At 54.4% G+C, this 13,340-nt stretch carries 12 protein-coding genes; 1 reads left to right on the top strand and 11 read right to left on the bottom strand.

The annotated features are described in order from the left end of the window. Position 1 precedes the first annotated feature (1 nt). From PHX60_RS09495 to PHX60_RS09480, 4 genes are read right to left on the bottom strand one after another with little or no spacing between them, the layout of a single operon-like run. Positions 2-712 (bottom strand): OmpA family protein, encoded by a 711-nt coding sequence (locus tag PHX60_RS09495; RefSeq protein WP_300077033.1) that lies wholly within the window; start codon positions 710-712, stop codon positions 2-4. 14 nt (positions 713-726) lie between these two features. Then, entirely contained in the window at positions 727-2,352 is a 1,626-nt protein-coding gene (locus PHX60_RS09490; RefSeq protein WP_300077032.1) for a MotA/TolQ/ExbB proton channel family protein, read from the bottom strand. A 55-nt stretch (positions 2,353-2,407) separates the two neighbouring features. After that, the gene (locus tag PHX60_RS09485; protein ID WP_300077031.1) at positions 2,408-3,121 is read right to left on the bottom strand and encodes a glutathione S-transferase; all 714 of its coding nucleotides are present in this window, start codon (positions 3,119-3,121) and stop codon (positions 2,408-2,410) included. Between the two features lie 27 nt (positions 3,122-3,148). Beyond that, complete coding sequence (locus tag PHX60_RS09480) at positions 3,149-3,469, bottom strand: BrnA antitoxin family protein (protein ID WP_300077030.1); 321 nt, start codon at positions 3,467-3,469, stop codon at positions 3,149-3,151. Between PHX60_RS09480 and PHX60_RS09475 the strand changes: the two genes are divergently transcribed. Continuing rightward, positions 3,462-4,784, top strand: coding sequence for an ISL3 family transposase (locus tag PHX60_RS09475; RefSeq protein ID WP_300077029.1), 1,323 nt, complete (start codon positions 3,462-3,464; stop codon positions 4,782-4,784). The genes PHX60_RS09480 and PHX60_RS09475 overlap by 8 nt on opposite strands. Before the next feature lie 229 nt (positions 4,785-5,013). Here PHX60_RS09475 and PHX60_RS09470 read toward each other — a convergent pair whose 3' ends face one another. From PHX60_RS09470 to PHX60_RS09440, 7 genes are all read right to left on the bottom strand, one after another. Beyond that, a complete protein-coding gene (locus PHX60_RS09470; protein WP_300077028.1) occupies positions 5,014-5,310 on the bottom strand; it encodes a hypothetical protein in 297 nt (98 codons plus the stop codon). A gap of 2 nt (positions 5,311-5,312) precedes the next feature. Then, entirely contained in the window at positions 5,313-5,594 is a 282-nt protein-coding gene (locus PHX60_RS09465; protein WP_300077027.1) for a type II toxin-antitoxin system RelE/ParE family toxin, read from the bottom strand. Further along, on the bottom strand, positions 5,584-5,832 hold the full coding sequence (locus PHX60_RS09460; RefSeq protein ID WP_300077026.1) for a plasmid stabilization protein: 249 nt from the start codon (positions 5,830-5,832) through the stop codon (positions 5,584-5,586). Before PHX60_RS09460 ends, PHX60_RS09465 begins: the two co-directional genes overlap by 11 nt. Before the next feature lie 65 nt (positions 5,833-5,897). After that, positions 5,898-6,638 (bottom strand): glutathione S-transferase, encoded by a 741-nt coding sequence (locus PHX60_RS09455; RefSeq protein ID WP_300077025.1) that lies wholly within the window; start codon positions 6,636-6,638, stop codon positions 5,898-5,900. A 47-nt stretch (positions 6,639-6,685) separates the two neighbouring features. Beyond that, positions 6,686-7,291 carry a hypothetical protein gene (locus tag PHX60_RS09450; RefSeq protein ID WP_300077024.1) on the bottom strand — a complete coding sequence of 202 codons (606 nt, stop codon included), beginning with the start codon at positions 7,289-7,291 and terminating at the stop codon, positions 6,686-6,688. After that, the gene (locus PHX60_RS09445; protein WP_300077023.1) at positions 7,284-7,919 is read right to left on the bottom strand and encodes a hypothetical protein; all 636 of its coding nucleotides are present in this window, start codon (positions 7,917-7,919) and stop codon (positions 7,284-7,286) included. Before PHX60_RS09445 ends, PHX60_RS09450 begins: the two co-directional genes overlap by 8 nt. 130 nt (positions 7,920-8,049) lie before the next feature. Then, positions 8,050-13,338, bottom strand: a complete 5,289-nt coding sequence (locus tag PHX60_RS09440; protein WP_300077022.1) for a class I SAM-dependent DNA methyltransferase — start codon at positions 13,336-13,338, stop codon at positions 8,050-8,052. Positions 13,339-13,340: the final 2 nt, after the last annotated feature.

The following is a 13,340-nucleotide window of genomic DNA, read 5'->3' as shown; positions in this document are numbered from 1 at the left end:
TTCATTCCTGAATGAGTTTGCGAATTTGAGTTTCCGCATTAGTAATCACGCGAAAAGTAACACGGCGCGATTTTTCTGCATCTTCTTTACCGTCCTCTGATACCACTAAGCGGCTAGAAGAAAGTCCGACAGCTGCAATATTATGCCGAATCCAATTTTGTTCGGCTTTTATTGCATCTAGGCTTTGAACGAAAAAAAGCACCGACCGGGTACGTGCTTGGGACAACTCCATGTTTCTAAAGTAGGCATCCTCTTCACTGCTGTTCGCGTGCCAGCGTGAGCTAGTATGGCCTTCAATGCGTACTTCGTTAATAGATTGGCGAAATTTCTGTAAAACCTTCATGTAGCGTGGAAAAAATTCTGTCAAAACTCCTTTGAATTGGGTAGTCATAGTAAAAGAGCCAGTACCAAACAGAATATCAGGGGATTTAAATTGAAAAGATAATGTTTCTTTATCAATACCAGCATTCCATTTTTCCAAATCTTTTTTAAATTCTTTATGGAGTGCTTCGTAGAGAGCTACCTGATTGTTTTGGTAGGCTACAGCCACTTCTTTTATTTTATCACGCTCAATTAGAGCATGGCGCATTAAAGCGATGCTGATGAACAAAAAAATCATCATCAAGCCCGACATTAGGTCAGAGACACTGACCCAATGGTCGGAAGTTTCATGGTCCACTTTGACTGTGGATTTACCAAATATTTTTTCCATGGAACAAGCCTTGTTTAAGGAGGTGGCAGTTGACGGTCTTTGGTTTTTTGGGCTGCTTGACCTTGTTGGTAGGTTTGCATCAGATGGTTAGCAATCGATGCCAAAGATGAGCCTAAATCAGTCAAGGCAGCGTTTAATTGTCGGCTTAAAGCTTCATCAAGTTGGCGCAGTTGCGAATTGACGGCTTCGTTCGTATGCTTAACAACCTCTTGGACTTGTTTTTCTACAGCCTGCAAAGAGCGATTGGCGTTTTGCACCATCGTAGCGTTAATATCATCAACGACTTTCTGATTTTCTGTTCGCATCTTATTGCTGGTATCGATAGAGGCATTTGCTGCTTTTTGCAATTGTGCAAGAAGTGCATGAGTAGCTTCACTGCTGGTAGAGACTATTTGTTTTGATTTTTCTTCCACAGCCCTCAAAGACTCTGTAATAGCATCTGTTATTTCTGTGCGGATTTTATCAGTGTTAGATGCTGTAGTTTTAAGGGCATCAAACATATCTTCAGCAATGCGTTCCACTTGCTCTGCAATGGTATCAGCAGAATTTGATAAGTGTTCGTTAGTTTTTCTAAGGTGTTCATCTAATTGAATGCTGCCTTGCAAAATAGTGGAATTCAATTTATTGCTACCGGCAACAAGCTGCAAACCAATTTCTTCTACTTTTTGCTGAAGCTGAGGTACAGCAAGAACAGCCTGGTCACGCATGGCTACAAAGGCTTCGATATGCTCGGTCAGTTCATCAATTTGGTGTTGGTTGATGGTCAGAACATGATTCAGGAGCTGCATATCTTCTGGGATTCTCGCAGTTTCAGTACGAATAGAAGCTACAGCAGTATTGGTGGATTCAATTGATTCAGTGCCTAAACGGTAGAGCTGTATCATTTGGTTAAGTTGCTCTTTATAATTTTCCTGCCAATCCACCAGCTTTTTAACAGAATCGTCGAGCCGCTTGAAGTTTTCACCGAATTGCTCAGTGAGTTTTTGGTTGAAATCAACAATCACCTGTCGTAAAGCATCAATGACTTGCTGCGTGGCAGATTTGGAGAGCATTTCAGCAAATTTATCTAGCTTGCCCCAGAGGTTGGTTTCAAATTTTTCCTGACGCTGGGTAATAGCAGTACGAAGGTCGATGATTTCAGTACGCAAAATTTGCAATTGGGCGACCAACGAACGTTCATCGTTACCACCAATCCCCTTAGCGATGATAACGAGGGCGGCTTGGTTTCTAGTGAGGATGTTATGTATTTCTTTGGGACCCACTTCCTCAGGGGTATTTGGATTTTGTTTCGCTTGTTCGGCTTTAAAATTGTCAATGTAGTTGGTTTGTTTAATTTTGAAAAAAATGGCAAATGCCATACCAATAATGCTGGTAATGAAGGCAGTTTTAAGTCCTTCTAACAGGGTCGGAATGCTGCTATCGATGTGCTTGGTATCAAAATTTAATAGGCCTATCAGAATACCGACAAAGGTGCCAAAGAGTCCCAAAGAGGTCATCAGGGAAGGCGCATATTCGACATAGGTTGAGCTGCCACCTTGGCGCATTATTTTCAGGGCACGGATACAAGAGTACCCAATAGCCAAGAAAAAAATGAGGTTGATGCCCCAGGTAAACCATTGATTACTTAAAAAATTACCCATTGTTCAGCGAAGCCTTATGCTTGATTCAATAAATTAATTTACCTAGAGGTAGTCTTCACAGTCTGTGCAGATGCGCCAATGGGCTTTTCTTGATGGCCATCGGGAATGGCTCTGCGACATTGCTGGGTAATTTGTGCATACAAGCCTCAAACAAAGGGCTTTGAAGCCAGTCTGCAAGCCATCTTTTGATGTTCCAGAGTGGCAAATTCTCAAACCACGCCGGGTTTATAGCAGCAAACTGCCTGACAAACGGAAAGATGCCAACATCGGTGGCGCAAGGCTGAGTGCCACCCAAAAACGGTTGTTGCGCCAAGCGCTGCTCTAGCGGCTCCAGTAACACGGCCACGGCTTGGTCGCGGTGGCCGATTGCTTTATCGCCGCCGCCGGTGCTATCTTCAACAGCGAATCGCTCTGGGTACTTATATCGGTCTAGGTGGTGTTTGAAGTCGCCATCGTTGCAGTGCAGCAGCTCTAGGTTGTCTGGGGTTTGTGCCCTGCTCCACCAACTTTTTGCCTCAGCACTGGCTTGCTGGTGGCTTAGCGCCCATTGCACAATGTCCCAGCTTTGCTCCAGCACTTGGTCATCGGGCAGCACAAGAACCGGCACTGTTCCTTTGGGTGAGATGGCCAGCATAGCGGCGGGCTTGTCACGCAGGATGATGTCGTGCGCGTCAAAGGCAATATTGGCCACCAGCAAGGCCATGCGGGCGCGCATCGCATACGGGCAGCGACGGTAGGTGTAGAGCAAGGGGCGTGACGATGATTTCATTGACAGCGCACCTAGCGTCAAGGCAATTTATTGCGCTGGCGAATGCGTTTGCAGCCAGTCTTTGAGCGCGGCATCAATGCGCGTTTGCCAGCCTTTACCGGTGGCTTTAAATGCGGCCATCACTTCAGGCGATAAGCGGATGGTAGTGGCTTGCTTAGGCGCTGCCTTGAGCGTGCCTACCGGTCGCCCAGCCTTGCGCCGTGCAGCAATATCTGCTGGGGTATGCACGCGGGCAAATTCACCACTTTGCGCTGGCTCTTCGTCATTCCGTGTGGAACTTGACTGCGAGAATCTATAGTAGTAGGCCACCAGTGGTCGTGTAGCCAAGGAGGATGGAAAGATGGGCATGGGTATCGAAACACTGTTTACCAGCGCACTGGGCTTGCAAGCACCGTGGAGTGTCGAGAAGGTTGAGCTGGACACGGCACGTCGACGTATCGACTTTGAGCTGACCTGCAAGGCCACTCGCCTGCCTTGTCCCCATTGCCAAGCCGCCGGGCAAGGGGTGCATGACCGCCTACAGCGCCACTGGAGGCACCTGGACTTCTTCCAGTACGAGGCCTGGCTGCACGCCCCGGTGCCGCGCATTGCTTGCACCGCCTGTGGCAAGACGACACAGCTGGATGTGCCTTGGGCGCGCGAAGGCAGTGGCTTCACAGCCCTGTTTGAAGCACTGGCCTTGTCGCTGTGCCAAACGCTGCCGGTGCGCCAGGCCGCAGCTTTGCTGCGCTGCTCGGACAAACAGCTGTGGCGGCGCATCGAGCACTACGTCAGCGCCGCACGGGCACAAGAGGACATGTCCAGCGTCAGTCTCATTGGTATCGACGAAACCAGCCTGCGCAAGGGACAAAACTACATCACCGTAGTGCATGACCTCGATGCCAAGCGGCTGTTGTTTGCGTGTGAGGGACGTGACCACCAAAGCGTGGTGGACTTCGCCGCTGACCTTCAAGCCCACGGTGGTGACCCCGCGCAGATCGAGCATGTCTGCCAGGACATGAGTGCGGCCTATGCCAAGGGCGTGGCGCAGGCCTTGCCCCAGGCACAGATCAGCTACGACCGCTTCCACATCATTGCTATGGCCAACGAAGCGATGGACAGCGTGCGCCGTCAGGAGATGAAAACCGAGTCCCAAGCGGTGAGCCAAGCCTTGGGGGAGAACGACCGCAAACTACTCAAGAGCTTGAGTTGGGGCATGCGGCGCAACCCCAAGGACTGGAGTGCCAAGCAAACCCGGGCCATGCACTGGCTGCAGCGCTCGACGCTCAAGAGTGCGCGCGCTTGGCGCCTGAAGATGGCCCTGCGTGCGGTCTATGCCCGTGCAGCAGCGTGCAATGAGCAAGAGCAAGCGAGCAAGGAGTTGAAGGCTTGGATTAGCTGGGCCCAACGCAGCCGCTTGGAACCCTTCCAAAAATTGGCCAAGACCTTGAGCGAACGCTTGGAGGCGGTGGTGCGCGGGATGCTGGACAAGCGCAGCAACGCCTATGTGGAGGCCATGAACGGCTTGCTCCAGCAAGCCAAGCGCGCAGCCAGAGGGTTCAGGACAGCCAGCAACTTCATCGCTATCGCGTATTTGCGTATGTCCAAGCTCCAGCATTTGCCGCCCAACCCGTTGCAACCGGCCATGCCGCAGTCAGGCCCACTGGTACACCGCTGTCTTTGATGTTGTCAAGTTCCACACAAAACGACATAGAGCCTTTGCGCTTGGCCTACTGAGCGCATCAGCGCTTCTTCAAATGCGCGCATTTCGGAATCTGGGTAGGGCATCAACATCGGTCTAATGTAACAACAAATAATCAATAAACCAATTATTTGTTGCTACATTTTATAAGTCATTGGCCTTTGTTGATGGAATAGGTAAAGTCAGTTTCTAGCGCACAGCCAAAATGGCATCAAGCAGCAATACCCAATTTTTTGGCCAGCGCCTGCGCACGGGCGCGCGACTGCTTGCGCGCCGGGGTGGGGGTGCTTGATGCTTCATCCAGACGGGTCAAATCCACGGCTTGGCGAGCTTGGGCAGAGGCTTGGGTGATGAGCGCCTGAAACTCGCTGGCCAGCACCTTGCGGTGACCCCCCGGTGTGCGTTGTACCTTGCCTCGGTAAGCACCAGAATCGAGCAAAGCGGCCACAAAAGGACGCGAAAAGCCACAGCGGTTAGCAGCTTCTTGGGTCGTAATCCATTCAATCACACTTATCGCTTGGCCGCCAGCGCATAAACTTGGTTGCGCTCTCGCTTGCCTACGGCAATGACGACCACCACCACCTCGGCATCACGCACCTCGTACACCAAGCGGTAGCCGACACTGCGCAGTTTGATTTTGTAGCGGTCTGGGTGGCCCGAGAGCTTGGCGGCTGGAATGCGCGGGTTGTCTAGGCGCTCGGCCAGTTTGTTTTTAAACTGCGTGCGGATGGTGGCGTCTAGGCGCTGCCATTCATCCAGTGCCGCAGCTTTAAAGCGCAGGTCAAAGCGCATCCAGCGTCACCGCAATTTCTGGCTGGTTGGTGCGGGCATCGGCCAAAGCGTTGAGCTCCAAATCTTCGAGCCTGTCGAGCAACGCCTCAAATGCTTGGGCCGGTATGCAGTAAAACGCTGGTTGGTTGCGATTGAGGATAGCCACCGGGCCGCCTTCACCCGCAAAGACTGTGCCCATCGGGTCGCGTTTGAGTTCTGTAACGCTGGCGGCCACCGAGGCGAGTAACAAATGTGCCATCAGACAGCTCCTTTTATGGCTTGAATTTTCATTTTAGGCGATAAAGACACTATTTAAAGCACCTTTCAGAGGCTATTTAAAGTTGGGTTGCCTGCAACCCAACCTACAAGGCTTTTCTTGATGGGTACAGGGAACAGTTCTGGAAAATTGCTGGGTAATTTGTGCATACAAGTCTCAAACAAGGGGCTTTGAAGCCAATCTGCAAGCCATCTTTTGACATGCCAAAGCGGCAAGGTCTCAAACCACGCTGGGTTTACAGCAGCAAACTGTCTGACAAACGGAAAGATGCCGAAATCCGTGGCACAAGGTTGAGCGCCGCCCAGAAACGGTTGTTCAGCCAGACGATGCTCCAGCCGCTCCAGCAGTACAGCCACGGCTTGGTCACGGTGGCCAACTCGTCTGTCCGTTGCAGCAGCACTGGCGCTATCTTCCGCAGTGAACCGCTCTGGGTACTTGTAGCGGTCTAGGTGGTGTTTGAAGTCGCCATCGTTGCAGCGCAGCAGTGCTAGGTTGTCTGGGGTCTGTGCCCGGCTCCACCAGCTCTGCACTTCAGCACTGGTTTGGTCATGGCTTAGTGCCCATTGCACAATGTCCCAGCTTTGTTCGAGCACTTGGCCATCGGGTAAAACCAGCACTGGCACTGTTCCTTTGGGTGATGCGGCCAGCAGGGCAGCAGGTTTGTCACGCAGGATGACGTCGTGCGCGTCAAAGGCGATATCGGCTACCAGCAAGGCCATGCGGGCGCGCATGGCGTACGGGCAGCGACGGTAGGTGTAGAGTAGCGGGCGTGACGATGGTTTTTGCATCAAGTTTAATTTTCTCTACGCTGGTTGAGTCCAGCGCCTTGCTGAACTCAACCTGTCAACAACTGGATGGGCTTGAAATAACCTTTGATACAGCGTTTCGTATTGATGATGCACACCTGAATATGATTTTTAGCCCGAAATCCAGATGCTTCGTATAAGTCATTGGCTTCTGGGAAGGGTGCCCTTACCGAATCGTAGGCAGGAAGTCCACGGTCAATGCGGTATTGGTGTAAAGCTTGAATGACTGCACAATCTAACTCACGTCGTAATCTGTCTTTGCCACCTGTATTTTTGGGTAACTCCAGACCTGCTTGGTGGTAGGTATCACGCAAAGTCTCGAAAGCCAGCTTGACTTCCTCTAAGCCGGAGATAGTAGTCAAGTCCAAGCAATAGCCTAAATCGATAATGGCCCCCACTACGCTGGGCTCATCCACCTTGCCTTTGGTTTTTCCGTTTGCAGCCCAGTCTAGCGCGCGCGCAGGGTCGTTCTCCCAAAAGTACACGCCGTGGCCCAGCCACTCGGTTTTACTTTCGGACTTGCTCAAACCTTTCTGGGGAGCTGCTACGACCGACTTGACCACCTGAAGGTCTGTGCCATGGAAACCCAGCACAAAAGCGGGTTGCCAGCGGTAAAGTGCCCAAATATCAGCCATGGATGAGCTTCCGAGGTTTGCCAGAAGCAGAAACCAGTCCTGCACGCTTCAAAAAGGCCAGCGCGGCAGCCGGTGTACGGGTCACTTCTTGCTGGAACTGGCGCATATCCTGCAACACCTCGGCGTGTGACGTGAAAGAGCCCAAATACTGGGTCTGCTGTGGCTTAGTGCGTTTTTTTTCGCCAGTTGTGTTGGTCATGCCCACTCCTTTTTTTAGTTTTTCGCTTATACGTTGAGCAAAATTAGCGGGTGTACCATAAACTTTCACTTCTTGGCCAAATAGTTGCATAGACTCTGCCAAGAGACGGCAACCCTTATCTTCCAAGAGTTTAATGAAGGCTTTGATATCTATATCATCTTCATGTTGAGGGGAGAAAGATGTTTGGTGAATTCGCTCCCACTTAAATATATCTGAATCAAATGCAGGGTAAATAATTAAATCGTACCCTTTTTGGCTCAAAGTGGTAGTGAAATCGTCGATATATTCTTTATTTTCAATTTCAAGCCGTCTCATAATATCAGGGACAATGCCTATTTCTTTGAGGGCATCGGTGTGACCATCTATGCTTATTCTTTCACCGGCAGAAGCTGGCAGTAAAAACAGTACCTTTTTTATGGGGGTTTTCATGAAAATTTTGCCTTTCTGTGGTGAGGGGCTGCAAAAAAATGGCCAGAGAATAGCCAGAGAACACTCTGGCACAGCTTACCGCATCGCCCCACCGGGGGCAAGGCGTTAGCGTTTGGGCTGGGAAGCATTTTCAAGGGTGGTTTGCGGCAAAAAACCCCCACGCCACGCGGTAATCGTCTTCGCGGCTGGCGCGGGCGAAGGGGGCGGTGTAGTGGCGCTGCACTTCGCGGGGGCCGCCGGGCAGGGTGTCGTCCTGCACCCATTGGGTGATGGTGGTGCCATCGGGCACGCGTGCAGCGCCGCCGCGTTGCAGGGCATCGGGGCTGTCGGTGGCATCGGGGCTGGGGTAGGCCCAGAGGTCTTCCCAGCCGAATTGGCCTTCGCGCACTTTGCCATCGGGCAAGGTGATGCGGGTTTTGGGACTGGTGCGGCCGCCTCTGCGTGGTAGGCCGACACCGACCAAGCCTTTGCTGTTGGTAAAGACGATGCGGCCGGTGATGTCGTACCAAGTGTCGCGCTCGTAGCCTTGCATGACGGGGAACTGTACGCGGTAAATCAGCAGCAGCTCGGCCAGCGTGAGGCCCAAGGCTTGGGCCACCAGCACATCGATTTCGATTAAGGCCATGCGGCGGGCGTAGTCGGAGCGCAGGGCGCAGGTGCGCGTCCAAGTGCTGGTGAGGGCGGGCCAGAAGTGCTGCGGCAGGCGCGGGTTGCCGGGCTGGCTCCAGCTTTGGTCGGCAAAGTCGAGGTCATAGACCTGCTCCCAGAGGGGGGCGTAGTGGGTGGTGAGGCAGTTGAGGGCGAGGGCGCGGGCACGCAGGCCAGCAGCAACATTGGCAGCAACGCTTGGGCCAATCGTTGGCAATTGGGACATCAATGAAATATTGGCGTGCCCTGCCCCGGTGCTTTTGACGCGAAAGTCGGCCACGATGGATTGCGTCATAGCCAAAAAAGACACCAGTTCAAGCGATGACCTGAACGCTGAAGCCAATACCGTATGGACTTGTGCGGCACCGGGAGGCACCAAGGTGGTGATAAGCGTGCGTTCTGAAGATGGCCCAATCATTTCGCGGTTCACCAGCCGGAAAAACTCCGTCACTGCCCGTTGGCGTGGCCGATTGACGCGATAAAGCTCTGCATCTTCCTCGGTGGGTTTGGCTGGGTGTTCGCGGTCTAGCAGCCCTTCCCATGTCACTTCTAGCGTTTCCCAATCTAGCCAACTGACGCGGGGGGTGCGGCGCAGGTATTCGGCGCGGTCGGGCATGGGGCGGTAGTTGGTGCGCGGCAGGTAGTCGTCGGGCAGGGTTTGCAGGTCGATGATGTCGTAGTGGCCGCTGGCAGTGCAAGCTTTGCGCGGGGTTTTGTTGAACGGGTTGGCGAGAAAGAAATGCGGGCCAGACAGCACCCAGTCGTGCGGCGTGGCGGCAAAGCCGGGGTCGGTGCTGGAGCGGCGGCTGATGGTACCGTCCTTCTGCTGCATGGTTTCGTGCCACATCTCGGTAGAGACGTAGCCTTCGCCCACATCGGCCAAGCGACGCGGGTAGGCGGCCAGCTTGGCCAGCACGCTGTTCAAGGCGCTGGCGTGCAGTGCGGGTAGGCGGGCGCGGCGGGCTGGGGTGCCGGGTTCGTCGTAGAGCTGGGCAAAGGTGGCCAGTGCAGCCTCATCGACACGCACAATGCGGTTGCGGTGGCCAGCGATATTCCATTGACCTGTTGCGCTTTTGATGCCGCCCACTTCACCTTGGCCATCATGCCGATAGCAGGAATCGACGGTGGATGAAGTGAACAAGTTGGCTATGTGGTCAAAGCCAATATTGCGCTGTTCTGCACCATAAATATGAATTCCATAGCGGGTTTGGTCGTGAACCTCTGCAAAAAGGAAGAATGCGTTTGCAAATTGAAAATGCTTTCTCAACCGCGAATAGATAATTTCACGTAATACCCCACCCCTGGGGTCATCATAAGGCCCTTCGGGATGCAATAACCCAGTAACCCCCTGCGCGCTATTTAATCCCCAAGCCAGCGGCATAAAGCATTTATACAAATTGGTTTGCACGCCCTTCAGCAGTGGGTAATTCTGCACCGCATTCAAAAAGGCTTGCGTGCCTTCAGCTTCTTGCAGTTCGTCCGTCCATTCGGCTTGCAGTCCGCTAAATTGTTCAAAGGCTTCGGCGCGCAGTTTGGCCAAATCACTGGCACTGATTTTGCGCACAGCAAACACCGGGTTGCGTTCGCCCAAAATACCGGCTTCGTTCCATTCCACTTTCAACCAAGGCGGATTACCCAAAATCAGGTCAAAACCGCCGTTTTCCAGCAGCACATCGGCAAAGCACAGCTCCCAGTGCATAAAGCGGCGCTGTTCGGCAATGGCCTCTACCACGGGCACGCGGGCAAAGTGTTGGCGCAGGCGGCTAATACGCAACTGGCCCAGCTTGTCGTGCAGGCGCGGCGCGGGGGCGGCGGCCAACGCGGGCTGCACCTCGGCAAAACCATCTAAACCCGATTGCACCGGGATAAACACGGGCGCGCTATCGTCCGCGCCAAAAACCAAAGCGGCGCTGCCGGTAGCAGGTTGGCTGAATACCAAATCGGCTTGGGAGGAAGTAATGTCCACCACATTGCCTTCCAAAATCGCGCCCACTTCCATCCACCATTGTTCGCGGCTGGGCAGTTCGGCACTGCGCGTAATCGGCCAAAACCACAGCGCGCACCAGTAGTCCATCACCAGTTTCAGGCGGCGGAAGGGGGTGGCCAAGTCGCCATCTTCATTCAGTAAACCGGCTTTGCGGATGGCTTCTTTTTGCGCCCGGCTGATGCGCCGTTGCTGCTCGCTGGCCGCCTCGCCGGGTTGGTGCGGCCAAACGTGCAACAGGTCTTCGGTGCGGTCGCGGTCGCGGGCCAGGGCGGCGGTGTGTTCAGCCCACAGGGTATCGACTTGCGCGCTCAGTTGTTGCAGCCGGGTCAGTTCGTAGCCTTCTAGCGGCTGCTTGAGGGCTTTGTGCCATTCTTTCAGGCGCTTAAAGTCTTCGGGGTAGAGGGCTTTGGCGGTTTTGTCGCCATAGTCGGCCATGCCGGGGTCGGGCAGCAAAAAATGCCAGATTTCATCCGGGCGGCGCGGGGCGCTGGCGGTGGCGCGGCGTGGCGCTTGTTCGTGCCAAGCCGGTTTAGCGGCTTTTTTCAGGCTGGCGGCGGCATAGACTTGGTGGCGTGCGCCAATCAGGCTGTTACCGGCAAACAATTGGTAGCCAAACCACGGCACGCGGGCGGGCAGGGGCTGGCCGTTGTCGTCTTGCTCGCCATAAATGGCATTGAGCCAGATAGAGACTTCGGCCAGCTCTACCGCCACCGGGTTTAAGTCCACGCCATAGACGTTGCGGTCGGCCAAGTACATACGCACTTTTTGCAGCTCTTGCGCGTATTGGTCGTGCGGGATGCGGGTTTTAAGCTCGGCCTGTTTGCGTTCTAGGTAGGCTTCGGCCAGTTGATTCACGGCTTCGTTCAAAAAGGCGGCGCTGCCCATCGCGGGTTCGCACACCGTCAGGCTGAGGATGTCGTCGGCAGTTTTGACGCGGCCATTGCTTTCGGCCAGCAGCTCTTTTAGCGCGTATTTGACCAAGCATTGCGTGAGCACCTGCGGCGTGTAGTAACTGGCGCTTTTTTGGCGGTCGCGTCCGGCCAAGCGGTAGATAAAACTGCCTTTGGGGTGCATACGCAGTTGGTATTTGCCGGTGTCTTGCTGCCGGTCATAGACCAATTCATCGTCCTCATAATCTGGCAGGCGGCTGCGCGGCACAAACCAAGCGTTTTCGAGTAGGTCGGGGCCGCTATCGGCGCTGCTGGAGGTGCTGGAGCGGCTGGGGCGCTCGTCGGCGGGGGCTTCTTCCTCGTCTTCGTCGGCATCGTCGCTGGCAGCGCGGCCTTTTCTGGGTGCGGGCTTGACTTCGTACAGGTCTTCTTCGGCAAAAAAGCCCCGGTAACTGAGCAGGGCTTCATAGACTGCGCCCAGTTGGTTGATAGAAAGCAATTGGTAACTGACCCGGCCAGCGCGGCGGCCTTTGCCGCCTTTGCTCAACGATAGCAGTTTGATAACTTTTTGCCAAATTTCATTGGGAAACTGCACCTTGCCCAGCAGCGGCATGGAGGCATCGTCAAACAATCGGCTATCGAGTGGGGCCATCGCAAAGGTGTCTTTGGCTCCTTGGGGTACTGGGTGGCTGGTATCGCGCAGGTGGGCTTGTTCGCCGCCCAAGCCACAGCCTTGGGCCACCAGTTTGAACAGGCGGCGCAAGGTGAGGTCAAAAAATTTACCTTCGCGGGCTTGCGGCGTGGTCAGGGGTTGCAGTTCGAGGTCGCGCAGGCTTTCTAGGCTGTAGCCTTTCAGATAGACCTCGCTTTGGTTGATGGGCACATAGCCCAGCTCGGGCCGGGCTTCGATGTAGAACATGAACAGCAGGCGATAAACCATGCGTAAACATTCAAGGCTGAGTTCACCGGCTTCGAGTTTGTATTGGCCGGAATAGACGCTTTTTTTGCTGCCGCTGGCTTGTTCGTCCAACTGGCGGGCGGCCTCGTTGCCTAGCAGTTGGATGGCTTCGCGCAGGGCGTATTTCAGGTCTTCACTGACACCAAAGGCGTGTTTGTGCGCGTTTTCGTCCAAACTTTCGAGCAAGCTGCTGCCTTCGCCGGGGGCTAGGCTGTCTTTGTGCAGCAGGGCGGCGGCGGCTTTGAGGGTGTCGGTGTCTTTGCGGTCGAGGATGTCGGCCCAGTTAAAGCGCAGGGCGCGGTTGTTGGGCCATTTGTAGCGGTCGAGCAGCAGCCATTCGTCCAAGCCCAGCAGCAGCACATAGCGCGGCGGGTTGTCGGCACCAAACACGGCATCGGAGAGTAAATCGGCCCAAGTTTCGCCCTTGATGTGGGGCGGTAGGGGTTCATCGCCATAGTGCAGGGCCATCAGTTCGTGGTCGAGCAGGTCTTCGTCTTCGCGGCTGGGTTGGTAGGCCGGGATGATGGCCAAGCGGTAGGCGGTGCCAGCACCGGCTTGGTGGCCCAGTAGCTCCCAAATGGGCAGCGCCAAACCGGGCACCAGTTCTTGCAGCGCCGGGGTGCGAGAGGGGGCGGCATAGCCCAAGGCTTGCAGCAAGCCGGTTTGCAGTTGCACAAAGCTGGCCCAGCGCTCTTGCGCCTCATGGCCTTTTTGCACTTGACCCCGCAAGCCAAACCAGCGCCCGGCCCAGGCTTGCAGGCGTTTGGCCGGGGTGCGCTGGGTTTCGTCGCCGGGGTGTTGGTCTTCGCTGGCCTGCCAAGCGTCTAAGCGGGCTTTGATGTCGCCCTTAAAGACTTCAGCCAAGTAGTGGTGGCTGTAGAACTCGTTTTCGTTGCTGATACCGGCAAAGGTTTGAACGGCTTCTAATACGGGCATGG

The sequence above is a fragment of the Giesbergeria sp. genome, assembly GCF_028686475.1.
Lineage (GTDB): Bacteria > Pseudomonadota > Gammaproteobacteria > Burkholderiales > Burkholderiaceae_C > Simplicispira.
This window is presented reverse-complemented; position numbering and strand designations above follow the sequence as displayed.